This is a genomic window from Streptomyces sp. NRRL WC-3626 (assembly GCF_000718785.1).
Taxonomy (GTDB): Bacteria; Actinomycetota; Actinomycetes; order Streptomycetales; family Streptomycetaceae; genus Streptomyces; species Streptomyces edwardsiae.
Genome location: NZ_JOCA01000009.1, coordinates 61,727 through 84,978 on the forward strand (window position 1 = coordinate 61,727; position 23,252 = coordinate 84,978).

22 protein-coding genes are annotated in these 23,252 nt (G+C 72.0%); 6 read left to right on the forward strand and 16 right to left on the reverse strand.

The window, feature by feature from the left end; translation table 11 throughout:
• Nucleotides 1-89 precede the first annotated feature (89 nt).
• Complete coding sequence (locus tag IF28_RS0116060) at nucleotides 90-632, forward strand: PPA1309 family protein (protein ID WP_030219979.1); 543 nt, start codon at nucleotides 90-92, stop codon at nucleotides 630-632.
• 9 nt (nucleotides 633-641) lie between these two features.
• Here the strand turns inward: IF28_RS0116060 and IF28_RS0116065 are convergent, their stop codons facing one another.
• The 4 genes from IF28_RS0116065 to IF28_RS0116075 form a co-directional block, all read right to left on the reverse strand.
• A complete protein-coding gene (locus IF28_RS0116065) occupies nucleotides 642-1,736 on the reverse strand; it encodes a PDZ domain-containing protein (protein WP_030219982.1) in 1,095 nt (364 codons plus the stop codon).
• Nucleotides 1,737-1,836: 100 nt separating this feature from the next.
• Nucleotides 1,837-2,001, reverse strand: coding sequence for a hypothetical protein (locus IF28_RS39450; RefSeq protein WP_199808999.1), 165 nt, complete (start codon nucleotides 1,999-2,001; stop codon nucleotides 1,837-1,839).
• A gap of 170 nt (nucleotides 2,002-2,171) precedes the next feature.
• Nucleotides 2,172-2,630: a molybdenum cofactor biosynthesis protein MoaE gene (locus tag IF28_RS0116070; protein WP_030219985.1), complete on the reverse strand. Its 459-nt coding sequence runs from the start codon at nucleotides 2,628-2,630 to the stop codon at nucleotides 2,172-2,174.
• Between the two features lie 120 nt (nucleotides 2,631-2,750).
• Nucleotides 2,751-3,863, reverse strand: a complete 1,113-nt coding sequence (locus tag IF28_RS0116075) for an SDR family oxidoreductase (protein WP_030219988.1) — start codon at nucleotides 3,861-3,863, stop codon at nucleotides 2,751-2,753.
• Nucleotides 3,864-4,055: 192 nt separating this feature from the next.
• Between IF28_RS0116075 and IF28_RS0116080 the strand changes: the two genes are divergently transcribed.
• Both IF28_RS0116080 and IF28_RS0116085 read left to right on the forward strand, forming a co-directional pair.
• Nucleotides 4,056-5,495 (forward strand): zinc-dependent metalloprotease, encoded by a 1,440-nt coding sequence (locus IF28_RS0116080; RefSeq protein WP_030219990.1) that lies wholly within the window; start codon nucleotides 4,056-4,058, stop codon nucleotides 5,493-5,495.
• A complete protein-coding gene (locus IF28_RS0116085; protein ID WP_030219992.1) occupies nucleotides 5,492-6,013 on the forward strand; it encodes an NUDIX hydrolase in 522 nt (173 codons plus the stop codon). The genes IF28_RS0116080 and IF28_RS0116085 overlap by 4 nt, the downstream gene beginning before the upstream one ends.
• Before the next feature lie 49 nt (nucleotides 6,014-6,062).
• Here IF28_RS0116085 and IF28_RS0116090 read toward each other — a convergent pair whose 3' ends face one another.
• The 4 genes from IF28_RS0116090 to IF28_RS0116105 all read right to left on the reverse strand — a co-directional run bounded on the left by IF28_RS0116090 (nucleotide 6,063) and on the right by IF28_RS0116105 (nucleotide 9,968).
• Nucleotides 6,063-6,818: an AIM24 family protein gene (locus IF28_RS0116090; protein ID WP_030219994.1), complete on the reverse strand. Its 756-nt coding sequence runs from the start codon at nucleotides 6,816-6,818 to the stop codon at nucleotides 6,063-6,065.
• Nucleotides 6,819-6,835: 17 nt separating this feature from the next.
• Nucleotides 6,836-7,516 (reverse strand): AIM24 family protein, encoded by a 681-nt coding sequence (locus IF28_RS0116095; protein WP_030219997.1) that lies wholly within the window; start codon nucleotides 7,514-7,516, stop codon nucleotides 6,836-6,838.
• 11 nt (nucleotides 7,517-7,527) lie between these two features.
• Nucleotides 7,528-9,234, reverse strand: coding sequence for a TerD family protein (locus IF28_RS0116100; protein ID WP_030219999.1), 1,707 nt, complete (start codon nucleotides 9,232-9,234; stop codon nucleotides 7,528-7,530).
• Nucleotides 9,235-9,371: 137 nt separating this feature from the next.
• Complete coding sequence (locus tag IF28_RS0116105; protein ID WP_030220002.1) at nucleotides 9,372-9,968, reverse strand: M48 family metallopeptidase; 597 nt, start codon at nucleotides 9,966-9,968, stop codon at nucleotides 9,372-9,374.
• Nucleotides 9,969-10,185: 217 nt separating this feature from the next.
• Between IF28_RS0116105 and IF28_RS0116110 the strand changes: the two genes are divergently transcribed.
• Together IF28_RS0116110 and IF28_RS0116115 are read left to right on the forward strand one after the other, a co-directional pair.
• Nucleotides 10,186-11,412, forward strand: a complete 1,227-nt coding sequence (locus IF28_RS0116110; RefSeq protein WP_030220004.1) for a TOMM precursor leader peptide-binding protein — start codon at nucleotides 10,186-10,188, stop codon at nucleotides 11,410-11,412.
• Nucleotides 11,405-12,772 (forward strand): ABC1 kinase family protein, encoded by a 1,368-nt coding sequence (locus tag IF28_RS0116115; protein WP_030220008.1) that lies wholly within the window; start codon nucleotides 11,405-11,407, stop codon nucleotides 12,770-12,772. The genes IF28_RS0116110 and IF28_RS0116115 overlap by 8 nt, the downstream gene beginning before the upstream one ends.
• A gap of 37 nt (nucleotides 12,773-12,809) precedes the next feature.
• Here the strand turns inward: IF28_RS0116115 and IF28_RS0116120 are convergent, their stop codons facing one another.
• The 5 genes from IF28_RS0116120 to IF28_RS0116140 form a co-directional block, all read right to left on the reverse strand.
• Nucleotides 12,810-13,019 (reverse strand): hypothetical protein, encoded by a 210-nt coding sequence (locus IF28_RS0116120; protein ID WP_030220011.1) that lies wholly within the window; start codon nucleotides 13,017-13,019, stop codon nucleotides 12,810-12,812.
• 130 nt (nucleotides 13,020-13,149) lie between these two features.
• A complete protein-coding gene (locus tag IF28_RS0116125) occupies nucleotides 13,150-13,473 on the reverse strand; it encodes a hypothetical protein (RefSeq protein WP_030220013.1) in 324 nt (107 codons plus the stop codon).
• Nucleotides 13,470-13,838 (reverse strand): WhiB family transcriptional regulator, encoded by a 369-nt coding sequence (locus IF28_RS0116130; RefSeq protein ID WP_030220015.1) that lies wholly within the window; start codon nucleotides 13,836-13,838, stop codon nucleotides 13,470-13,472. Before IF28_RS0116130 ends, IF28_RS0116125 begins: the two co-directional genes overlap by 4 nt.
• Nucleotides 13,839-14,002: 164 nt before the next feature.
• A complete protein-coding gene (locus tag IF28_RS0116135; protein ID WP_030220017.1) occupies nucleotides 14,003-14,317 on the reverse strand; it encodes a hypothetical protein in 315 nt (104 codons plus the stop codon).
• Nucleotides 14,318-14,480: 163 nt separating this feature from the next.
• Entirely contained in the window at nucleotides 14,481-16,796 is a 2,316-nt protein-coding gene (locus IF28_RS0116140) for an ATP-dependent DNA helicase UvrD2 (RefSeq protein WP_030220019.1), read from the reverse strand.
• Between the two features lie 125 nt (nucleotides 16,797-16,921).
• Here IF28_RS0116140 and IF28_RS0116145 point away from each other — a divergent pair, with 125 nt between their 5' ends.
• On the forward strand, nucleotides 16,922-17,164 hold the full coding sequence (locus tag IF28_RS0116145) for a mycoredoxin (RefSeq protein WP_005312266.1): 243 nt from the start codon (nucleotides 16,922-16,924) through the stop codon (nucleotides 17,162-17,164).
• A gap of 73 nt (nucleotides 17,165-17,237) precedes the next feature.
• Here IF28_RS0116145 and nudC read toward each other — a convergent pair whose 3' ends face one another.
• The 3 genes from nudC to IF28_RS0116160 all read right to left on the reverse strand — a co-directional run bounded on the left by nudC (nucleotide 17,238) and on the right by IF28_RS0116160 (nucleotide 23,207).
• Nucleotides 17,238-18,182: an NAD(+) diphosphatase gene (gene nudC / locus IF28_RS0116150; RefSeq protein WP_030220020.1), complete on the reverse strand. Its 945-nt coding sequence runs from the start codon at nucleotides 18,180-18,182 to the stop codon at nucleotides 17,238-17,240.
• Nucleotides 18,183-18,313: 131 nt separating this feature from the next.
• Nucleotides 18,314-19,726, reverse strand: coding sequence for a dipeptidase (locus IF28_RS0116155; RefSeq protein ID WP_030220021.1), 1,413 nt, complete (start codon nucleotides 19,724-19,726; stop codon nucleotides 18,314-18,316).
• A 10-nt stretch (nucleotides 19,727-19,736) separates the two neighbouring features.
• Nucleotides 19,737-23,207, reverse strand: a complete 3,471-nt coding sequence (locus IF28_RS0116160) for an ATP-dependent helicase (protein WP_030220022.1) — start codon at nucleotides 23,205-23,207, stop codon at nucleotides 19,737-19,739.
• Nucleotides 23,208-23,252: the final 45 nt, after the last annotated feature.

The window sequence follows — 23,252 nt, forward strand, 5'->3', positions numbered from 1 at the left end:
CCCCTGTGTTCGAGGGCCCACACCTATGCAACTTACTCACGCTTTACTCGGTTCCCGATTCCGGTGAGGAACGAGAGAGGATTGTGACCATGTCCAACACACCCATGGCGGCCAACCCGCTCACCCGGGCCGTGCTCGAGATCGACGAGTACGTCTCCGGCCTCGGCTGGGACCAGCCCGCCCGCCTCTTCGCCCTCGTCGACACCGCCCGGCTGCGGGCAGAACAGCCCTCGCTCGCGGACCGGCTCGGTCTGGGCGACGAACAGGAGACAACCGCTCTCACCCCGATCGAGCAGGACGAGGTTCCAACGGGCAAGCCGCTCGACGAGTTCCTGGGCACCATCGCCTGGCCCGGCTCGGTGACCGGCTGCGCCCTGGCCGTGGAGCGGCTGATGCTGCCTCCGTCGGCCGAGGCCCAGGTCCCGAAGGACCTGGACGAGGCCGCGCTGACGAAGTGGGTGGCGCGGCACCCGGAGCGCCAGGAGGTCCGGATGACGGTCGCGGTGCTGCGCGACGGAACCCGCGAGTCGGCGCTGCGGCTGCGTGAAAAGGACTCCCCCACGGAGGTCCTCACCGGCTCCGACCTGGTGCCGGGCCTGGCCCAGGCGCTCACCGCGACGTTCGAGGAGTAGCGAGGCCGGTCAGGACACCGCGCACTTCGGCAGGTCCGCGGTGTCCCCGGAGCGGATATCCTCCAGGGCGCCCAGGGCGTCGTCGATGGTGTCCACCTTCACCAGGGTCAGCCCGTCGGGGGTGTCCTGGGCGGCGGACGCGCAGTTGTCGGCGGGCGTGAGGAAGTACTGGGCGCCCTTGCTGCGCGCGCCGACGGTCTTCATCTCGATCCCGCCGATCGGCCCGACCTTGCCGTCGTCGTCGATGGTGCCGGTGCCGGCGACGAACTTGCCGCCGGTGAGGCTGCCGGGGGTGAGCTTGTCGTAGATGCCGAGCGCGAACATCAGTCCCGCGCTCGGCCCGCCGACGTCCGCCAGCTTGATGTCGATGCTGAACGGGAAGGTGTGGTCGGTCCCGGCGGAGATGCCGACGATCGCGCGCTTCTCGCCGCCGTCGTCGGAGTCCGTGGTGGTGATCGTGACCTTCTCGGTCTTCGTCGGCTCCCGGTTCGCCTTCTCGGCGGCGGCCTGCTCCTTGGCCGGCACGATCGTGAAGACGACGTCCTCGCCCGGCTTGTGCTCGGTGACCAGCTCGGCGACGTCGGCCGGCTCCTTCACCGTCTTGCCGTCGACGGTCTTGATCACGTCGCCCGCGTGCAGCCTGCCCTCGGACGGGGACCCCTTGACGACCGTGGCGACGATCACCCAGGACTTCACCGGGACGTCGAGCTGCTTCAGCGCCGCGACCTTGGCACTCTCCTGCGACTGGCTGAACTCCTCGGCGTTCTCCTGGGTGGACTGCTCCTCCGTCTTGCCGTCGGGATAGAGGGTCTCGTGCGGCACGACCTTGTTGTCGTGCGCGAGCCAGCCGTAGACGGCCTCGACGAGGTTCATCCGGTAGTCGGCGCCGGTGACCCGCACCGTGGTCATGTTGAGATGGCCGTCCGTCGGATAGGTCTTGCGCCCGTCGATCTGCAGCACCGGCTCGCCGTCGTGCTCGCCCAGCGTGTTCACCGTCGGGCCCGGCGACATCTCCGAGTAGGGCACCGGGAAGAACACTCCCGCACACAGGAGCGCGATCAGCATCAAGGTGGAGGCGAGCATCGTCGCGGTGCGGCGTGGCATGTATCGACAGTACGGGACAGACCTGTCAGCACACCGTCAGGGCCGCCCGGACGGGCGGCCCTGCTCGCTCTGTACGCCGTGACCTGCTGTTCTACGGCTTTCAGCTACCTGAGCGCGGCTTTTCCATGGCCTCGCGGAAGCGGGCGTAACCGATGACCTCCGGGCCGTCGCCGCGCACCTTGCGCGTGCGATTGGCCCAACTGCCCCACAGCCCCGCTCCGATCGCGGCCACAAGCGGAATCAGCAACCAGGCAAGCGCTGCCATGCCGACCTCCCAACCCCATGAGCGTCCGCAACTGACTGATCAGCAGATTAACCATCCGCAGTGACAACGCTCACGCCCGGGGTGGGGTTACGCAACCGGAGCCCTGGGCGCGCCTCAGCAGGCGCCGACCCGCCCTCCCGTCGCCCGACCACCACCCCCGAACGACGGCGCTACGCGCCGACCCACTCCTCTGTGCCGTCCGAGAACCTCTGGTGCTTCCAGATCGGCACCTCGTGCTTGAGGTCGTCGATCAGCTTCCGGCAGGCCTCGAAGGCCTCCCCCCGGTGCGGACACGACACGCCGACGACGACCGCGAGGTCCCCGACCCTGAGGTCGCCCACACGGTGCACGGCGGCCAGCGCGCGGACGGGGTGATCGGCGGCGACCTTCTCGGCGATCCGCCGCATCCGGTCCTCGGCGCTGGGGTGGCACGAATAGCCGAGCTCGTCGACGTCGGCGCCCCCGTCGTGGTTGCGAACGGTCCCCACGAACAGCGCCGTCCCGCCCGCCGCGTCGTCGCCGACCGCGCGCAGCACCTCGTCCACGGACAGCGGTGTGTCGCGGATCGCGATCAGCTTGATCGGGTCCTGCGCGGCCTGCTCACCGGGGTGATCGTGCGTGGATGCCATGCCCCCATCGTGCCCCACCCCGGGGGCGACCCGGAACAGACCCGGCACACACGCGTGCGCGTCCGCCGGACGCCATGGGCGGTAGGGCGACCGGCACACGCGTGGTGCCGCCGTGGCGTCTCAGATGCGGCGGCGTGCCTTCCGGGCCCGGCGTACCACCGCCGCCGCGCCCAGCAGGGCGACCGTCGCTCCCGCGGCGCCCGCCGCCGTCGCGTCCTTGCGTCCCAGCCGCCGTCCGGCGACCGTGTGCCGGCCGGACACCTCCTCGAGGAGCTGGGCGAGCACCTCCTCGTTGGTGTGCGCGGGCCGCCACCCGGCGTCGTGCAGCCTGCTGCCGCTCACCACCCAGGGGTACATCGTGTACGCCAGGTCCCCGGCCGGGGACGGGGTGAGCCCGATCCGGTGCAGGCGGGCCGCCGCGCCGAGCGCGACCGCCGACGGCAGCTCCATCCGCCGGATGCCGGTGAGCTCCTCGACCTCCTCCTGCTCGAGCCAGCCGTCGCAGCCGACGGCCAGCTCGCCGTCGGCCTTCTCCAGCACGGTGTACTCGAGGGCGCTGCACAGGTCGTCGACGTGGCAGAACTGCCACGCGGGCCGCGACCCGGCCACCACGAGCAGCCGGGGGGACTCGAAGTACCTGGTCAGCGCGGTGTCGGTGCCGCCGACCAGCAGGGCTGGGCGTACGACGGTGACATTGAGGCCGGGGTGTGCCCTGGGTGCCCGGCGCGCGAGGCGCTCGATCTCCAGGAGGTCTCCGACACCCGTGGCCTCCGCCGTGGCCCGCAGTTCCGCGTCCTCGGACAGCGGCAGCTCGTTGTCCGGCAGGGCCCCGTAGACCATCGTCGAGGTGCACAGCACCACGCGGTGCACCCCGGCGGCCGCGGCGGCCGTCAGCACCGTCTGGGTGCCCCGTACGTTGTAGGCCGTCCGGGCGGCCGCGTCGGTCTCAAGGTCGAGGTCGAGCGCGAGGTGGACCACGACGTCGGCCCCGCGCAGCTTGTCCGCGATCGCCGGATCCCGTACGTCCAGGATGTGCCAGCGCGCGTCGTCGCACTCGCCGCGCCGCTCGTCGATGGCGATGACCTGCTTGATCTCCTCCGAGGCGGCGAGCCGCGCGGTGAGCAGGGCGCCGACGCCGGAAGCGGCTCCGGTGACCGCGACGACGGGCCCGCGCGGGGCGGCACTGGTTGAGTTGTTTCGCGCTGCGCGAACCTGTGGATCTGGGGAACTCACCGGGCGTCTCCAGTGGTTGTCTTCAGTACGGGCGCAAGCGACGCGTACGTACCAGGTGGCATCCATCCTGCCGCAGGCGATCTGTCGGCGAAGCACCGAGGCCCGAACCGCTTCAGGTGTCTACGCTGGGTGGTGTTGTCGGGCAGCCGTGCCGCCGGAAAGAACCGGTGGCCCTACCAGCCGAGGAAACCCGTGAGTGACACCCCATTCGGATTCGGCCTTCCGCCGGAGGAGCCGGACGACGGCGACGAGGGCAAGAAGAAGGACCCGCAGAGCGGTGGTGGTCAGGGCCCGGCCAACCCGTTCGGCTTCGGCATGTCCGGAGCAGGAGGATTTGGCGGCCCGGGCGCGGACAATCCGTTCGCGGCGATGTTCGGGTCGCTGAACCCCACCGACCTGGGCGCGGCGTTCCAGCAGCTCGGCCAGATGCTCTCGTACGAGGGCGGGCCGGTGAACTGGGACATGGCCAAGCAGATCGCGCGGCAGACCGTCGCGCAGGGCACCGCGGACGGGTCGAAGGACGCGAGCGTCGGGGCCTCCGACCGCAAGGCCGTGGAGGAAGCGGTCCGTCTGGCCGATCTGTGGCTGGACGACGCGACCTCGCTGCCGTCGGGCGCCCACTCCTCCGTGGCCTGGAGCCGCGCGGAGTGGGTCGAGGCGACCCTGCCCGCCTGGCGCGAACTGGTCGACCCGGTCGCCGAGCGCGTCGGGAACGCGATGGGCGATGTCCTGCCGGAGGAGATGCAGGCCATGGCCGGCCCGCTGATCGGCATGATGCGCTCCATGGGCGGCGCCATGTTCGGCACGCAGATCGGGCAGGCCGTCGGCGTTCTCGCCGGTGAGGTCGTCGGCTCGTCCGACATCGGCCTTCCGCTCGGTCCCGCCGGCAAGGCCGCGCTGCTGCCGCTGAACATCGAGACGTTCGGCAAGGACCTGGGCGTCCCCCAGGAGGAGGTGCGGCTGTACATCGCCTTGCGCGAGGCCGCCCACCAGCGTCTTTTCGCCCACGTGCCGTGGCTGCGCTCGCATCTGTTCGGCGCCGTGGACGGCTACGCGCGCGGGATCAAGGTCGACACCGGCAAGCTCGAGGACGTCGTCGGGCAGTTCGACCCGCAGAACCCCGAGCAGCTGCAGGAGGCCCTTCAGCAAGGCATGTTCCAGCCGGAGGACACGCCGGAGCAGAAGGCGGCCCTGGCCCGTCTGGAGACGGCGCTGGCGCTCGTCGAGGGCTGGGTGGACGCGGTGGTGCACGCCGCCGCCAAGCCGCGGCTGTCGTCGGCGGACGCGCTGCGCGAGACGCTGCGCCGCCGCCGCGCCTCGGGCGGTCCGGCGGAGCAGACGTTCGCCACGCTGATCGGTCTGGAGCTGCGCCCGCGCCGGCTGCGCGACGCCTCGCGGCTGTGGGCGTCGCTCACCGACGCGCGCGGGGTCGACGGCCGGGACGCGCTGTGGGCGCACCCGGACATGCTGCCGACGGCGACCGACCTGGACGACCCGGACGGTTTCGTGCACCGCGAGCAGATCGACTTCTCCGAGCTGGACAAGATGCTCGGCGAGGCCGCCGGCGGCACGCCCGACCTCAGGAAGAAGGACGACGGCGAGGACAAGAGCAAGGGCGACGACACCGAGTGACCCTTCACGACGACGCGGTCCTCGTGCTCAAGCGGTACGAGGATCAGCCCGACCTGCGCCAGACCTATCTGGACCACCTCGCGGCGCATCCGGACGGCATGTGGAAGGCCTGTACGGACGGTCACATCACGGCGAGCGGCCTGGTGATCGACCCCGAGCGGGGCCGGGTGCTGCTGACCCTGCACCGGAAGCTGCGCATGTGGCTCCAGATGGGCGGGCACTGTGAGCCGGGCGACGTCTCGCTCGAGGCGGCGGCCCTGCGGGAGGCGACGGAGGAGTCCGGCATCACCGGACTGACGTTGGCGCCCGGGGGCCCGGTGCGGCTGGACCGTCATCACACGCCGTGTGCCTGGCACCTGGACGTCCAGTACGCGGCGCTGGCCCCCTCCGGGGCCACCGAGGCGATCAGCGAGGAGTCCCTCGACCTGCGCTGGTTCCCGTACGACGAGGTGGCGGACGTGGCCGACACCTCGGTCACCCGTCTGGTCGAAGCGACCCGGACGAGACTGGGCGTCTGAGACACGGGTAAGGGGCGGCCGCCATTGCGGCCGCCCCTTACCCGTGGACTCAGCTCCAGACGTTGCCCTGGTTCTGGCCGCGGGCCCCCTGTTGTCCCATGCCGTACTGGGCGGAGAGGCCGGAGCCGATCTGGGCGTTCTGCGGCGGCAGCAGCTCGCTGGGCTGCACCAGCGCGAAGCCGGTGCCCATGAAGCTGAGCTCCCAGCCCTCGCCGGTGCTGCCGCGGCGCCGCCACACCCCGGAGGAGTGGGTCTGCGCCTGCATCTGCACGCGCAGGGATGTGGACCAGGCGACGATCGCGTCCGCGTCGCAGTTGACGTACTTGTCCGGCGTCACCTGCATCAGCAGCGGCATACCGGAGGTCATCAGCGCGACCCTGCCCTGGCCGGTGATGTTGAGCTGGTACTTCCCGGAGCCGGAGATGCCGTACAGGCTGTCGACGGCGATGACCTCGTGGTGCAGTGAGGAGTCCATCGCGAGCACATAGCTGCTGTCGACCGTCAGCCCGTCCTGCTCCACCTCCATGACGTGGATGCGCTGGGCGAGGTTGGCGAGATAGACGGTGCCCTGCCCGTGGCAGCGCATCAGGTCGAGTCCCTCACCGGTGTGCGCACGCGCGCGTGAGGCGCTGTTGCTCTGGTACTCGGCGTCGAACTCGACGAGTCCCTGATAGGCGACCATGGCGCCCTTGCGGGCGAGGATGTCGTCGTGACCCTCCAGGGCGACACGGAGCATCTGCTGGTTCTGCAGACTCCAGCGGTCCTGGGACTGCTGGTCGTTGTACGCGAAAAGCGGGCTCTGCATGGTGTGGTTGCTCCCCCTCAGCCCCGGACCCGGAGACGGTCGGTGCTGTCCTCACTGGGCTGGACGACGACGATGCCCTGGCCGGAGAAGGCCATCTGGTAGGCCTCCCCGCTGCCGCGGCCGATCAGCGACTGTGCCCGGAAGCTGCGCTTGCCCTTCACCTTGAGGTTCGGGGACCAGGCGACGAGGGCGTCCGGATCGACGTACGTCTCGTCGTCGCCTCCTCCGCAGTCGACGACGATCGGCTTGCCGCGCGAGGTCAGCGCGACCCAGCCCTGCCCGGAGATCTTGGTGTTCCACAGGCCCTGTCCGGCGAACTTCGCCAGGCCCTTGACCCGCTCCACGCCCCATGTGAGATGGGCGTCGAAGGCGAGCAGATTGGTGGCGTTGACGGAGATGCCGTCGCCGTTGAGGTTGATCACGACGACGTTGGCGCCGTAGTCGGCGAGGTACAGCAGACCGTCGCCGGAGCACTTCATCAGGGGCGCGCCCTCACCGGTGAGCCAGTCCTTGGCGATCTGGCGCACGGCGGGCGGGTTGGGCTCGTACTGGACGAACCCTTCGTAGGCGACCATCGACCCCACCCGCGCGAGGAGGTCGTTGCCGGTCTGCATGGCGACCTTCAGCATGTGATTGCCGTGGTTCTCCATGCGGGCGGTGACGGGTGCGGGAGCGAAGCCCGCGAGTGGCTGGTTCATGACGGGCTCCCTCAGATCTCGTACGGCTGGACGACGATGAAGTTCCCGGGTGCGCCCCGGAACTGCAGGTTCACGCTCTCCCCCGTGTCACCGGGGTAGGAGTTGCGGCGCATCCGCACCTGGCTGGAGACGACCACCTGGGAGGCGGCGGACCAGGCGACCACGGCGTTGCAGTCGGCGAACGTCGTCGGTGTGACCGGCAGCACCACGGGCACGCCGTGGGTCTTCACGACGATGGTGCCGGTGCCCTGGAACTGCATCGTGAACAGCGCGCCGCCCGGGATGCCGTGCCCCTCGATACGGCGGACCTCGTACTGGAGGCCCTCGTCGAAGGCGAGCACGTTCTCGGCGGAGACGCAGACGGCGTCGCCCTGAAGCTCGATCGGGTGCAGCATCGTGGAGTTCTCGGCGAAGAACACCTGGCCCTGGCCGGTGCAGCGCATCAGCTGCATCTCCTGGCCGGTGGCGTTGCCGACGATGCGGCCGGAGAAACCGGCGCCCTTGTAGCTGAAGTCGACCTTGCCCTGGTAGAGCACCATGCTGCCCTGCCGGGCGAGCACGGGCTGCCCGCCGATGCCGAGGTCCGCGCGGACGAGTTTCTTGTTCTGCTGCGTCCAGCGCTGGCCGGTGGGCGTCTCCTTGAACTGCTGGAGCGCGCCGAGGACACCGGGGCCCTGCGGTGCGCCCTGCGGAGCACCGTGGGGAGCGCCCTGCGGTGCCCCGTAGGGGGCCTGCGGGGCGGGCGGCTGTCCGGGCGGCGGCTGGTGTCCGTAGCCCGGAGGGGGTGCCGGCTGGCCGTAGCCGGGCGGTGCCTGCGGGGCCGGCGGCTGTCCGTAGCCCGGCGGCGGGGCGGGCTGGCCGTACGGCGGCTGCTGGCCCGGCTGGCCGAAGGGAGCGGGTGCCGGCGCCGGGGGAGGTACGGGGGATCCGCCGGGCGGGGTGTGCAGTGGGGCGACGATGGTCGGCGCGGTGTGCACCGGCGGCGCGGCCGGTGCGGGGGCCGGCGGCGGCGTGAAGCCCGGTGCGGCGGGCTGGGGCACGGGAGCCGGCGGCGCGGGAGCGGGCACGGGTGCCGGGCCACCGCCGGGCGCTCCGAACGCGGGCGGTGCGGCGGCCTGGGCGGGCGGCGCGAAACCGGGCGCGGCACCGCCGGCCGCCGGCTGCTGCGGTGGGGCGGCGGCCGGCTCGTCCTCGGCCACCTCGCCGCCGAAGTTCTTCAGCAGCGCGTCGAGCCCGCCGTCGAAACCCTGTCCGACGGCGGCGAACCGCCAGACGTCCTTGAAGTAGAAGTCACCCAGCATCACGGCCCGCTCGGTGGAGAACTCCGAGCCGCTGAACGGATACCGGGCCACTTCCTCGCCACCCGCGACGATACGGATGTAACCGGGGCCCACCTGCGACATCTGGCCGGCACCGTCGAGGGTCGCCGTGAAGGACAGCTTCCTGATCTGCTGCGGGATCCGGTCGAGCGTCACGCGGAAGGACTCGGTGTCGCCCGCCTGCGCACCCAGGAGCTGAACGGACTCCTCGGGGGACTTCGGCTGGTTGTAGAAGATGAAGTACCGGTCGTCCGAGAGCCGTTCGTCGGCGTCGAGACCGAAGCAGCTGATGTCGAAGGTCAGCCCCGGGCCGGAGATCTGCACACCTACGTACAGATCCGTCCCTGCCGTCAGGTCACTGATCCTGGCCTTGTGGCCGCGTTGGAATTCCCTGGCCATACGTACGACCGTCCCCCATCCCGAATGTGAGTGCGTCGCGCCAGGCTAACCGCAAACTCCGACACCGGATGAAGTCGGTACAGACCCGGTACACAACGCAATGGCGGGCCCGCGCCGCGCTCACCTCGGGCGGTGGCTCACACGTCGCGCGCGCCGGGAACATGCGGCAGCCGCTCCGCCGCGACCACTCCCTCGAGATAGCCGCGGGCCCGCTCGGTCCTGGGATACGCCTCGAGCAGCCGCCAGAAACGCGGGCCGTGCCCGGGTACCAGCAGATGCGCCAGCTCATGGCAGAGGACGTAGTCGACGACGTACTCCGGCATGCCCTGCAGCCGGTGCGACAGCCGGATGCTCCCCTCGGACGGGGTGCACGAGCCCCAGCGGGTGTTCTGGTTCGTCACCCAGCGCACCGAGGCGGGTCTGGCCCGCCCGTCGAAGTACTGGCCGGACAGCCGCCGGGCGCGCTCGGCCAGCTCGGTGTCGCCGAGTGCCCGCTTGCTCTCCTGGGCGGCCAGCTTGTCGAGCATGACGGTCACCCAGCGCTGCTCCTCCGCCTCGGACATCCGGGCGGGGATGAGCACGACGGTGCGATCGCCCTCGCGGTACGCGGAGACCGTTCTGCGGCGGCGGGTGCTCCTGCGGACCTCGATCGCGCTCGCCCGTGAGCCGTTCGTCGGCTGGCTCGTCGTGCTGCGCTGTGACTTTCCGGCGCGGTGCAGTGGGTCGGCGGGCACGCACCGACCGTACCCGCTGGACACGGGGAAGTCTTGGCTCCTGGACGGTTCTCCGGCGATACCCCCTCCGGGCGCCGGATTTGTACGATGAGTCCCACTCCCTGTGGACAACTTTCGGCAGCCTTCGGCGGGTCCCGGCATGCTGGCATGCGTCGGGTGAGCCGCGACGGACTCGCCCGCTCGACGGGGACGTTCCAGGACATACGGGGGTTCTGTCATGCATCCGATGGTCAAGCCCGCGCTGCGGCGCGGCTGGCGTGATCTCAACACCGTGCAGTTCGGGATGACGCCGGCACACGCGTTGACGCTGGGCCCGATGGACACGGCGACGGGCAGCTTCCTCGACCTGCTCAACGGCACGCGCGGCCGGGAGCTCCTGCGGGAGGAGGCCCGGCGCATGGATCTGTCCGAGGGGCACGTCGACCGGCTGGTGCGCCGGCTGTCGCGGGCCGGGCTGCTCGACGACTCCCGCGGCGGCGGGCCGGCCGCGGAGGCGCTGCGCGAGAGGACCGAGGTGCTCGACCGGCTCCGTCCGGACCTGGCGTCGCTCTCCCTGACCACCTCCGAACCCGGCGATCCGCTCCGCCTGCTGGCGGCGCGCCGCAGCATGCGTGTGCAGGTGAGGGGTGCGGGCAGGGTGGGCGCCGCGCTCGCGGCGCTGCTGTCGGGGGCCGGGGTGGGCGAGGTCGACGTGCGGGACGTCGGGCGGGTCGAACCGTGGGACGTGGCGCCGGGCGGGCTGCCCGCCGAGTCCGTCGGCGACCGCAGGGACGAGGCGGCACGCCGGACCGCGCGCCGCGCCGCTCCGGACCGGCCGCCTCGCCGTACCGGCCGGTCCCCGCTGGACGAGGGCGACCCCGGCTTCTCCCTGGTGGTGCTCGCCCCGCGGGACGACGTCGCCGTGCACGCGCCCGACCCGGCGTCCGCCCAGACCCTGCTGTCCTCGGGCACTCCTCATCTCTACGCCGGTGTCGTGGAGGGGACCGGTGTGGTGGGCCCGCTGGTCCTGCCCGGGGAGACGGGCTGCGCGGGCTGCCTCCAGCAGGACCGCACCGACCGGGACCCGGCCTGGCCGCGGCTGGTGGCTCAGTGGCGCTCCGGCCGGCAGCGCCGGGTGGGTGCCTGCGATCTGACGCTGGCCACGACGGTGGCCGGACTGGCGGCCGCCCACGCGCTCATGTTCCTCGACGGCCGGCTTCCGTCCAGCGCCGGCGCACGCTGGGAGGCCGCCGTCCCCGGGCTGGAGTGGCGGACGCGGCCGGTCCGGCCGCATGCGGAGTGTCCGTGCGGGGCCGCCCTGGGGGATCCGGAAAAACGTAAGGGAGAACACACCCCCGGAGAGGAGCCGTCGCACGAGACAATGGCCGTGCACGGGCCGTCGGACGAGTGGCGCCGCAAGGCGGACGCGAAGCGGCCGGCAGGGACTTGGAGGGCGCATGTCTGATCTTCCCCGGAAGGCGGTCACCCGGACCGCCAAGCTGGCCGCGCTCCCGCTCGGCTTCGCCGGGCGGGCGACCTGGGGTCTCGGCAAGCGGATCGTGGGCGAGTCCGCGGAGCTGGTCGGCCGCGAGCTCCAGCAGCGGACCGCCGAGCAGCTCTTCAAGGTGCTCGGCGAGCTCAAGGGCGGCGCGATGAAGTTCGGCCAGGCCCTGTCCGTGTTCGAGTCGGCCCTGCCGGAGGAGATCGCCGGCCCCTACCGCGCGGCGCTGACCAAGCTCCAGGAGGCGGCCCCGCCGATGCCGACCCGTACGGTGCACGGGGTGCTCCGGGAGCGGCTGGGCGAGGACTGGCAGGAGCTGTTCCTGGAGTTCGAGGACAAACCGTCCGCCGCGGCCTCGATCGGCCAGGTGCACCGGGGTGTGTGGCACGACGGCCGCGAGGTGGCGGTCAAGGTGCAGTATCCGGGCGCGGGCGAGGCCCTGCTGTCCGACCTGAACCAGCTGAGCCGCTTCGCCCGTCTGCTGGGTCCGCTCATTCCGGGCATGGACGTCAAACCGCTGATCGCGGAGCTCAAGGACCGGGTCTCCGAGGAACTGGACTACGGTCTCGAGGCCCAGGCCCAGCGGGCCCACGCCGAGGAGTTCACCGAGGACCCCGACGTGGTCGTGCCGGGCGTGGTCCACCAGTGCGAGCAGGTGCTGGTCACCGAGTGGATGGACGGCATACCGCTGTCGGAGATCATCTCGGACGGCACCGAGGCGCAGCGCGACCGGGCCGGCCAGCTCCTGGCCCGCTTCCTGTTCTCCGGCCCCGCCCGCACCGGTCTGCTGCACGCCGACCCGCACCCCGGCAACTTCCGTCTGCTGCCGGGCGGTCCGGAGGGCGAGGACGACTGGCGGCTGGGCGTACTGGACTTCGGCACGGTCGACCGGCTCCCCGGCGGACTTCCCGAACCGATCGGCGAGGCCCTGCGGATGACTCTGGACGGCGAGGCCGAGGCCGTCTACGAGATGCTCTGCGCCGAGGGCTTCGTCAAGGAGTCGATCGAGCTGGACCCCGACTCCGTCCTCGACTATCTGCTGCCGATCATCGAGCCCGCCGCGGCCGACGAGTTCACCTTCACCCGAAGCTGGATGCGGAGTCAGGCGACCCGGATAGCCGACCCGCGCTCCCCCGCCTCCCAGCTGGCCAAGCAGCTCAACCTCCCCCCGGCCTATCTGCTGATCCACCGGGTGACCCTGAGCACGATCGGCGTGCTCTGTCAGCTGGGTGCGACGGTGCGGCTGCGGGCCGAACTGGAGGAGTGGCTGCCGGGCTTCGTCCCGGAGGAACCGGTGGAGGAGGAGCCGGCGGCGCAGGCGTGACACGCCCGGCGGACACCCCGGGTACCGGCCGTCGCCGCTACCACCACCGCGCGTCCAGGCGGCCCTCGATCGCCCGCAGGTTGTCGCGCGAGCACGGCTCGCAGTAGTGCCGGGCGGCGCCGTTCTCCACGGAGAAGGTCCAGGTCGGCTGCGGTCCTTCGGCGCGGGTGCCGCAGCGGGCACACACCAGCGGCTCCGGCTCCGCCATGGTGCCGTCGTCGCCGCTGTCACCGTGATGACTCGTCACCCGGCGACGATAACGCCGTTCCCGGCGGCCCGCCCGCACCACGCACCGCGGGGGCCGGCCCGTGTGAACGGACCGGCCCCCCGCGAGCAGGGCGGGGCCTCCGGATGGGGAGGCCGTCGCTTCGGATCGGTTACTGCATGACCGCCATGGCGAGCGCGCGGCGGGCGCGCCGGGAGGCGCGCTCTGCCCGGCGCTGCATCCGGCGAGCGGTCACCAGGCTGGCGGCCTGGCGCTCCCGCTGCGCCTCTCGCAGTCGCTCGTGCATATGCGCACGGGCCAGGGCTTCTGGGATGAGTTGCATCTCTCGGGTCCTGTTCTGGCGCGAGTCGTTCGCACCACTGGTGGTGAAGTCTTCGGTCGCGGAGCCTGCGGGCTCGTGGGCGGACGGCATCATCGGGGCCTGCTTCTGGGGGTCGTGCGTGAAGGGTCGGTCGATCGTTCCGGGGGTGTTCATGCCGTGACCGGGTTCTTGCGCGGGCGGCCACGCGGCCGCTTCCGGGCGACGACGATGCCCTGGACGAACAGCTCGCCACCCCAGACGCCCCAGGGCTCACGCCGCTCCTTGGCGCCGGCGAGGCAGGCCTCGATCAGCGGGCAGGTGCGGCAGAGGGACTTGGCGTACTCGACGTCCGCCGGCGACTCGGCGAAGAAGACCTCCGGGTCGTAGGAACGGCACGGGACGGGTACGCCGAGGTTCTCGATGGCGTCGTCGAGCGCGGTGAGCGCCGTGAGCGGAGTCAAGGTCGGGTCCTCCGTGGAGCAGGGCTTGGGGATCGTGTCGGAAGGCGGTACGGACGGGACGTGCGCTTCGAGTTGCACGGTTCGTCTTCCTCGTCTGGTCGTTCCGGCCTGTTGGCCGGGTGGCGGCTGGTACCGGGTTCTTTCTTGCCCCGAGGCGCTTCGCTCTCCCCGTTCGGGGAAAACAGAAGGGCCGCGGATCCCGGGTGGGGTTCCGCGGCCCTGAAGGCGCCGGCCTGATCGAATCAGGCTGGATCACTCCAGGGTTCTGGCCCACGGAAGGCCCACATCAGGTGGTGCTGCGTCGTCTGCTTCCGGAATCCGGCACCGGCTGCCGCAAAGGCATAGGCCTTCGCCTGTGCCACTACCGCTTCCAGTGCCTTGGTCGGTCGCTCATCGCGCTCACGGACGGCAGGAGCCGCGGGAGCGAGGGAGGACACCAGGTGCGCGGCACGGATGCCGGACAGACCGGTGCCCTGGTTCGAGGCGCCGAGCATGCACGCGGAGACGGCCGAGCGATCGGTCAGTTTGACGACGGAGCTGCTGTTGATGCTGATCACTGGACTCGCCTCCTCTCGGCGTCTAGGGGACCGGTGTGAACCGATCCGCGGATATGCAAGTACAACACGGAATCAGGGCCTCGGAGAAGGCCGCTGTCCCCGTGCCTAAGAACCTATGGGGATTGCCGGGGCATGCGCAAACTATTTTTCCGACGAGTTCGGATCAGTTCAGGCCTCGGTCCTCGTCGAGGTCGCGACCTGCGCAGATGGCCAGAACATCGGCCCCGTAGCGGCCCAGCTTGCGCATCCCCACCCCGGGGATCCTGGCCAGCGCGTGCTCCTCGTCGGGGACCGTCTCCGCGATGGCCATCAGCGTCTTGTCGGTGAAGACGCAGAAGGCCGGCTGCCCGCTGCGCTCCGCCTGTCCGGCGCGCCAGTCCCGGAGCCGCTCGTACAGACCCTCGTCCATGTCGGAGGGGCAGTCCTCGCAGCGCATCAGCTTCATCTCGCCCGCGTCGGTCAGCGTGCGGCCGCACACCCGGCAGCGGGCGGGACTGCGCTGTCTGCGCCGCGGGCCCGGGGCCACCGGGGCGGACGCCGTCGCGGCCGAGCCGCGCTCCACACCTCCCGCGCCGGACGTGCCGCCACGGCCCGCGGCACCGCTGGAGCCGGGGCGCAGTCCGTCGAGGAAGCGGCTGGGCCGGCGGTTCGGCCGGCTGCCGGGTGAGCGGGAGAGCGCCCAGGAGAGATGGAGACGCTCACGAGCGCGGGTGACACCGACATAGAGGAGGCGGCGCTCCTCCTCTATCTGTTCGTCGGTCTTTGCGTAGGTGATCGGCATCATGCCCTCGGCGACGCCGACCAGGAAGACGACGTCCCACTCCAGTCCCTTGGCCGAGTGCAGGGAGGCGAGGGTGACGCCCTGCACCGTCGGGGCGTGCTGGGCGCCGGCCCGCTCGTCGAGTTCGGCGACGAGGTCGGCGAGGGTCACGCCCGGTCGCGCGGCGGCGAAGTCCTGGGCGAGGTGCACCAGCGCGGCCAGTGACTCCCAGCGCTCGCGGACCGCTCCCGAACCGGCCGGCGGCTGCGGCGTCCAGCCCTCGCCGGAGAGCACGGCACGCACCTGGGAGGGCAGGTCGGGGGCGTCGTCGAGGAGCGCGTCGTTGCCGCCGAAGCGGGCCGCGCCGCGCAGGGCGATACCGGCCTTGCGCACCTCGGGACGGTCGAAGAACCGTTCGGCGCCGCGCAGCTGGTAGGGCACCCCGGCATCGGCGAGGGCCTGCTCATAGGTCTCGGACTGGCCGTTCGTCCGGAACAGGACGGCGATCTCGCTCGCCGGGACCCCCGCGTCGATCAGCTCACGGATACGGCGGGCGGCACCCTCCGCCTCGGCGGGCTCGTCGGGGTACTCGGTGAAGACCGGCTCGGTCCCCGCGGCACGCTGCGAGACGAGTTCCAGCCGGTGGTCGGCGGCGCGGCCGCGGGCCTGGGCGAGCAGGCCGTTCGCCAGGTGGACGACCTGCGGGGTGGAGCGGTAGTCGCGGACCAGCTTGACGACGGTGGCCCCGGGATGGCGCATGCGGAAGTCGAGCAGATGGTCGGGGGTTGCGCCCGTGAACGAGTAGATCGTCTGGCTGGCGTCGCCGACCACGCACAGGTTCTCCCGCTCGCCGAGCCACAGCTCCAGCAGGCGCTGCTGGAGCGGGCTGACGTCCTGGTACTCGTCGACGACGAAGTGCTGGTACTGGGCGCGGACCTGCTCGGCGATGTCGCGGCGGTCCTGCAGGACGGCGACGGTCAGGAGCAGCACGTCCTCGAAGTCGATGACGACGCGCTCCCGCTTGAGCTCCTCGTAGGCGGAGTACAGCTGGGCGATCTCGGCGGGGTCGCGGGGAACGTCCCGGCCGGCCTTGGCCGCGGCTGCCGCGTAGTCGCCCGGGACGGTCTGAGTGACCTTGGACCATTCGATCTCCGCGGTGACGTCCCGCAGCTCTCCCCGGTCGAGCCGGATGCGGCAGGCCGCGGCCGCGTCGGCGACCAGTTGTATCTTCCGGTCGACGAGCCGGGGCAGGGAACCGCCGATCGCCTTCGGCCAGAAGTACTGGAGCTGGCGCAGCGCCGCCGAGTGGAAGGTACGGGCCTGGACCCCCACCGCGCCGAGCTGCCGCAGCCGGCCACGCATCTCCCCGGCGGCGCGGTTGGTGAAGGTGACGGCGAGGACGCTGGACGGCTGGAGGATCCCGGCGCGTACGCCGTAGGCGATCCGGTGGGTGATCGCCCGGGTCTTGCCCGTACCGGCGCCGGCCAGCACGCACACCGGGCCCTGCAGGGCGGTGGCCACGGCGCGCTGCTCGGGGTCGAGCCCGTCGAGCACCGCGTCGGCCGAGTCCGGTACCTGTGGGAAGAGGGTGGAGTGCGTTGCTGCTGTCACACAGCCATGCTGCCAGGTCGCCGGAGTCGGGTGAGCCGGTTGTCCACAGGGAGGCCCTCGCAGTCGTACTGATGCGGCGGGCATCACGCGAGTCGACGCGGCGGGCATCACACGGACCGACGCGGCGGCCGTCACGCGGGAGCCGTGGGGCGCCCGGTGGGAATGTCTGCGCTTTCAAGTACGTTCTCTGAGCACCGAGGACTTCCCCGAGCCGCCGAAGGAGCGCGAGAGGCATGCAGGGCACTGTGACGATGTACAGCACCACGTGGTGCGGTTACTGCCGTCGGCTGAAGAGCCAGATGGACCGTGAGGGCATCGCGTACACCGAGATCAACATCGAGCAGGACCCGGAGTCCGCGGCCTTCGTGGAGAAGGCGAACGGCGGAAACCAGACGGTGCCCACCGTCCTCTTCCCCGACGGTTCGACGCTCACCAACCCGTCACTGGCGCAGGTGAAGCAGAAGGTCGGCGTCTGAGCGGTTCGCACGGAGCGGGGTGGCCCCCTCATCCTCATCGGGAGGGGGCCACCCCGCTCTGTCGTGCCCGGGTTCAGAAGGCGCTGCGGGTCGGCAGTTCCTTGCCGTACCAGCGTTCGATCAGACGGGCCGCGATGGAGATGCCGTACGGCGGCAGGACCTCGCCGGACTCGAAGGCGGCGCCGAGCGCGTCGCGGGAGAACCAGCGGGCCTCGTGGATCTCGTCGCCGTCGACGTTGATCTCGGTCGAGGTGGCGCGGGCGGTGAAGCCCAGCATGAGGCTGGAGGGGAAGGGCCAGGGCTGGCTGGCGATGTACTCGACCTCGCCGATGCCGATGCCGACCTCCTCGTGGACCTCGCGGCGCACCGACTGCTCGATGGACTCGCCCGGCTCGACGAATCCGGCGAGCGTGGAGAAGCGGCCCTCGGGCCAGTGCATCTGGCGGCCGAGCAGGATGCGGTCCTGGTCGTCGACGACGGCCATGATCACCGCGGGGTCGGTGCGCGGGTAGTGCTCGGCACCGCAGGCGGGGCAGCGGCGGATGTGGCCGGCGGCGGCGATGACGGTGCGCTCGCCGCAGCGGGAGCAGAAACGGTGCAGCCGCTGCCAGTTCTCCAGGGCGACCGCGTGCACCATCAGGCCGGCCTCGCGCGGCGACAGGAGCAGTCCGGCCTCGCGCAGGCCCGCCGGGCGGGCGGAGTCGTCCATGCGGCCGGGCAGGGAGTCCTTCTGGAGGGCGAAGTAGCTGACGCCGTCCTCGTCGTTGCCCAGGAAGTAGCGGTGGGCCTCGGTGAGCGGGGCCTCGAAGGACGGCGTCATGACGAGTTCGGTACGCCCGTCCGCGGTCTCGTCGATGAGGACCTGGCCGCCGGAGACCACGAAGCAGCGCGTCGAGGGGTGGCTCCACGCCGCCGCGAGCCATGCCTCGTCGAGCCGGTGGTGGGCGGCGCGGTCGATGCCGCTCGGGAGGGTGAGCGAGATGGGTCGGTCGGCGGTGTGGTCGGTCCAGGTGGTCACAGGTGCTTCCAACTCCCCCGGTGGATGGGATTGGTTCGGCGGTACGGACGGCGGGGGCACCGGGGCCCGCGCGGTGGCGGGGCTCTTCCAGTGTGCCCCGCGCGGGGCTCCGGTTCGGGCGGCGCGGGAGATCAGGGGGCGTGCCGCCAGTGCTCGGCGAGGTCGCCCCACAGGTACGCGCTGGTCTCGACGCCTTTGAGGAGCAGGTCCAGGTCGACCTTCTCGTTCGGGGCGTGCCAGCCGTCGGACGGGACGGAGATGCCGAGGAACAGGACCGGTGCGCCGAGGACGTCCTGGAGGTCGGCGGCCGGTCCGGAGCCGCCCTCGCGGGTGAAGCGGACGGGGGTGCCGAAGGCGCGGCCCATCGCGCGGACCACGGACCGCAGGGCCGGGTGGTCCAGTGGGGTCAGGCAGGGGCGCGTGGCCGGGCTGAAGGTGATCTCGTGGCGGATGCCGTCGGGAAGCTGTGCGGGAACCCAGTCGCCGACGGCCTTGCGTACGTGTTCGGGGTCCTGGCCGGCGACCAGGCGGAAGGACAGCTTCACCATGGCGGAGGACGGGATGATCGTCTTGCTGCCGGGTCCCTGGTAGCCGCCGCCGATGCCGTTGACCTCGGCGGTGGGGCGGGCCCAGACGCGCTCCAGGGTGCTGTAGCCGGCTTCGCCCCGCGTGCCGTGGGACTTGGCGGTGCGCAGCCAGCGCTCCTCGTCGAAGGGCAGCTCGGCGAAGAGTTCGCGTTCGCGGCCGGTGAGCTCGACGACACCGTCGTAGAAGCCGGGGATCGCCACGCGCGCGTGCTCGTCGTGCAGGGCGGCGACGAGGCGGGCGACGGCGGTGGCCGGGTTGGGCACCGCGCCGCCGAAGGACCCGGAGTGGATGTCCTGGTCGGGGCCGTACAGCCGGATCTCGCACTCGGCGAGGCCGCGCATGCCGGTGCACACGGTGGGGGTGTCCTCGGACCACATGCCGGTGTCGGAGACGATCACGGCGTCGGCGGTGAGCCGGTCCACGTGCTGTTCGACGAGGGCGCGGAAGTGCGGGGAGCCGGACTCCTCCTCGCCCTCGATCAGCAGTTTCAGATGGACGGCCGGGGCGGTGCGGCCGGTGGCGGCGAGGTGGGCGCGGACGCCGAGGGTGTGGAAGAACACCTGGCCCTTGTCGTCGGCGGCGCCGCGCGCGTAGAGGCGGCCGTCGCGGACGACGGGGGCGAAGGGCTCGCTGTCCCAGCCGTCCTCGCGGGCGGCGGGCTGCACGTCGTGGTGGCCGTAGACCAGCACGGTGGGTGCTGCGGGGTCGTCGGAGGGCCACTCGGCGTAGACGGCCGGGGCGCCGGGGGTGGGCCAGACCTCGACGGTGGGGAAGCCGGTCTCCTCGAGTTTCGCGGCGAGCCAGTCGGCGCTGCGGCGCACGTCGGGCGCGTGGTCGGGCTGGGCCGAGACGGACGGGATGCGCAGCCACTCGGTGAGGTCGTCGAGGAAGGCGACGCGGTGCTGTGCGATGTACGTACGGACGGCGCTGACGGCAGTGTCAACGGGCTGGCTCATGTCCTCGAGCCTATCGGCCCGCGCGGGTGTCCTCGGAGTGCGGTATCTCACCGGACGGCTCTTCGAGGATCAGCCGTTCCAGCTCGGCGCGGCCGGGCAGGGCGTCGTGCCGGACGACCTCGCCCGTGCGTACGTACAGGAACGCGGCCCTGACGCTCTGCGGGGGGACGCCCTGCTGTTCGGCCCACGCGAGCCGGTAGACGGCGAGCTGGAGCGGGTCGGCGTCGCGGCCCCGGCCGGTCTTCCAGTCGACGATCTCGTACGTCGTCGTGTCCCCGTCGTCCTCCTTGTAGACGGCGTCGATGCGGCCGCGGACGACACGGCCGGCGAGCGTCAGCTGGAAGGGCGCTTCCACGCGGTGGGGGGTGCGGTGGGCGTACTCGGTGCGTTCGAAGGCCTCCTTGAGGGCTTCCAGGTCGCGTTCGTCGGCGATCTCGGCGTCGCTGCCGGGCAGGTCGTCCGGGTCGAGCATGGGGAGGGTCAGTGCCTCGAAGCGGGCTTCGACCCAGGCGTGGAACCGGGTGCCGCGGCGCGCGGCCGGCTGGGGCGGGCGGGGCATGGGGCGGGCCAGTTCCTGGGCGAAGCCGTCGGGGTCGGCGGCCAGGCGGAGCAGCTGGGAGGCGGTCAGGGAGGCGGGCAGCGCGACCTCGGTGACGCTCTCGCGTGTGCGCAGCAGTTCTCCGGTGAGGGCGTCGAGGTCGCGGTCCCAGGAGGCGACGGTGCGGGCCTCCTCGGGGGTGAGCCGGGGGCGCGGCGGGTGGGCCGGTTCCGCCTCCGCCGCGGGGGCGCGCGTGGCGGCTTCCGGGGCGGTCGCCTGGTGGGGAACGGCGGGGCGGTCGGCGGTCCAGGAGTCCCAGTCGTCCGGGCCGGCGAAGGGGTCGTCCTCCCCGGGGAGGGGGTCCTCGTCGTCGGGCGGTGGCGGCCAGTCCGGGTCCTCGTAGGTGTCGGGGTCGTGTACGGCCGTGGCGGGGCCGTCCGGGTGGGCGGCGATGCGGTCGAGGTGGGCGAGGACGGTGTCGGCGGCCGCGCGGCGGCGGGTGAGGGCGGCGGCGTCGAGGGGCAGGGGCCACACCTGGTCGTCGCCGGCCCGGTGCAGGGCGGGGTTCTCCTCGCCCTCGGCGGGCTCGTCCGCCCACGCCTCGATCTCGCCGTGTCCGGCGGCGCAGTGCTCGTAGAGGGCGTGGAGGAAATCGGAGGGGCCGCGCGGCTTCTTCTGGCTGGGGCCCCACCAGTGGCCGGAGCCGAGGAGCAGGGTGCGGGGGCGGGTGAAGGTGACGTAGCCGAGGCGGAGTTCCTCGGTGTGCTGGTGGTCCTTCATGGCCTCGTGGAAGGCCTTCAGGCCCCGGGAGTCCCACGATTCGACGTCGGGCAGGGTGTCGGCGTCGCCGCGCAGCGCGTGCGGCAGCACCTTGCCCTGCGCGGTCCACTTCTCGCGTCCCTGGCTGCTGGGGAAGGTGCCGGTGACCAGTCCGGGGACGGCGACGACGTCCCATTCGAGGCCCTTGGACTTGTGCGCGGTGAGGACCTTGACGGTGTTCTCGCCGCCGGGCAGCGCGTTGTCGAGGCCCTTCTCGTACTGGGCGGCGGTGCGCAGGAAGCCGAGGAAGGCCAGGAGGGTGGCCTCGCCGTCGCCCGCGGCGAAGGAGGCGGCGACGTCGAGGAAGTTGGAGAGCGTTTCGCGGCGGCGGGCGGCGAGGGCGTGGGGGGAGGCGGAGAGCTCGACCTCCAGGCCGGTGACGGCGAGGACGCGGTGCAGGACGTCCATGAGGGGGCCGGACAGGGAGAGGCGCAGGTCGCGCAGTTCGGTGGCGAGGCGGGCGAAGCGCACGCGCGCGTCCGGTGAGAAGGGCAGTCCGTCGTCGCCGGGGCCGTCGAGGGAGACTCCCAGGAAGGTGTCGAGGGCGTCGGCGAGGGAGATCACCTCGGCCGGGTCGGTGCCCTCGACGGCCTCGGCGAGCCGCCGGTCGGGGTCGTCGCCGTCGACGCGCGCGTGGGAGACGAGCAGCCGTGCGCGCCGTCCCAGCAGGGCGAGGTCGCGGGGGCCGATGCGCCAGCGCGGACCGGTCAGCAGGCGGACGAGGGAGGCGTTGGCGCCGGGGTCCTGGAGGACCTCGCAGACGGCGACGAGGTCGGCGATCTCGGGCAGGTGCAGCAGCCCGGACAGGCCGACGACCTCAACGGGGACGTCCCGGGCGACGAGGGCGCCCTGGATCTCGGCGAAGTCGCCGGCCGTGCGGCACAGCACGGCGATCTCGCCGGGTGCCTTGCCGGTGTTCACCAGGTGGGCGACGGAGTCGGCGATCCAGTCGATCTCCTCCGCGTGGGTGGGCAGCAGGGCGCAGCGCACGGTGCCGTCGCGTTCGGCGCCGGGGGCCGGGCGGAGGGCCTCCACGCCCGCGTGCATGGCGCGCAGCGGTTCGGCGAGGCCGTTGGCGAGGTCGAGGAGGCGGCCGCCGCTGCGGCGGTTCTCGCTGAGGGACTGCCGGGTGGCGGGCCGGCCGTCGGCGCGGGCGAAGTGCTCGGGGAAGTCGTCGAGGTTGGCGACGGAGGCGCCGCGCCAGCCGTAGATCGCCTGGCAGGGGTCGCCGACGGCGGTCACGGGGTGTCCGGTGCCGCCGCCGAACAGTCCGGCCAGCAGGACGCGCTGGGCGACGGAGGTGTCCTGGTACTCGTCGAGGAGGACCACACGGAACTCGTCGCGCAGGACGCGGCCCACCTCGGGGAGGGCGGCGAGCCGGGCGGACAGGGCGATCTGGTCGCCGAAGTCGAGCAGGTCGCGTTCGCGTTTGGCGGTCCGGTAGCGCAGCACGAGGTCGGCGAGCTCGCGCCGGGCGGCGGCCGCGTCGGGGACCTTGCGCAGGTCGGCGTTGGTGAGCCTGGTGTGTTCCAGGGTGTGCAGCAGTTCGGCGTCGTGGGCGCGCAGGTCCTCGGGCCGTACGAGGTGTTCGGACAGCTCGGAGTCGAGGGTGAGGAGGTCGCCGACCAGGTCGGGGAAGGAGCGGGTGAGCGCCGGATAGAGGCCGGGTGCCTCGCGGAGCACCCGCGCGGCGAGCTGGTAGCGGGTGGCGTCGGCGAGAAGGCGGGAGGTCGGTTCGAGGCCGATGCGCAGGCCGTGGTCGGTCAGGAGACGGCCGGCGAAGGCGTGGTACGTGGAGATCACCGGCTCGCCCGGGGGGTTGTCCGGGTCGATGGCGTCGGGGTCGGTGACGCCGGCCTTGATCAGTGCCTTGCGGACGCGTTCGGCGAGTTCACCGGCGGCCTTGTTGGTGAAGGTGAGGCCGAGTACCTGCTCGGGGGCGACCTGACCGGTGCCGACGAGCCAGACCACGCGTGCCGCCATCACCGTGGTCTTGCCCGACCCGGCTCCGGCCACGATCACCTGCGGGGCGGGCGGCGCGATGATGCAGGCCGTCTGCTCCGGGGTGAACGGGATCCCGAGGAGTTCCTTGAGCTGATCGGGATCGGTGAGGGGGGCGGGCACACGGAGAATCTAACGGCGGGCACTGACAACGGATGCCGTCACAGT

Bases quoted from the DNA above. Each gene is read 5' to 3' on its own strand.
- IF28_RS39450 (WP_199808999.1), bottom strand. From the start codon at position 2,001: ATGGCAGCGCTTGCCTGGTTGCTGATTCCGCTTGTGGCCGCGATCGGA.
- IF28_RS0116140 (WP_030220019.1), bottom strand. From the start codon at position 16,796: ATGCCCGCCGCGTCGACTCGCGTGATGCCCGCCGCATCAGTACGACTG.
- IF28_RS0116060 (WP_030219979.1), top strand. From the start codon at position 90: ATGTCCAACACACCCATGGCGGCCAACCCGCTCACCCGGGCCGTGCTC.
- IF28_RS0116110 (WP_030220004.1), top strand. From the start codon at position 10,186: ATGCATCCGATGGTCAAGCCCGCGCTGCGGCGCGGCTGGCGTGATCTC.
- IF28_RS0116090 (WP_030219994.1), bottom strand. From the start codon at position 6,818: ATGCAGAGCCCGCTTTTCGCGTACAACGACCAGCAGTCCCAGGACCGC.
- IF28_RS0116155 (WP_030220021.1), bottom strand. From the start codon at position 19,726: ATGAGCCAGCCCGTTGACACTGCCGTCAGCGCCGTCCGTACGTACATC.
- IF28_RS0116125 (WP_030220013.1), bottom strand. From the start codon at position 13,473: ATGAACACCCCCGGAACGATCGACCGACCCTTCACGCACGACCCCCAG.
- IF28_RS0116095 (WP_030219997.1), bottom strand. From the start codon at position 7,516: ATGAACCAGCCACTCGCGGGCTTCGCTCCCGCACCCGTCACCGCCCGC.
- IF28_RS0116100 (WP_030219999.1), bottom strand. From the start codon at position 9,234: ATGGCCAGGGAATTCCAACGCGGCCACAAGGCCAGGATCAGTGACCTG.
- IF28_RS0116145 (WP_005312266.1), top strand. From the start codon at position 16,922: ATGCAGGGCACTGTGACGATGTACAGCACCACGTGGTGCGGTTACTGC.
- IF28_RS0116115 (WP_030220008.1), top strand. From the start codon at position 11,405: ATGTCTGATCTTCCCCGGAAGGCGGTCACCCGGACCGCCAAGCTGGCC.
- IF28_RS0116065 (WP_030219982.1), bottom strand. From the start codon at position 1,736: ATGCCACGCCGCACCGCGACGATGCTCGCCTCCACCTTGATGCTGATC.
- IF28_RS0116070 (WP_030219985.1), bottom strand. From the start codon at position 2,630: ATGGCATCCACGCACGATCACCCCGGTGAGCAGGCCGCGCAGGACCCG.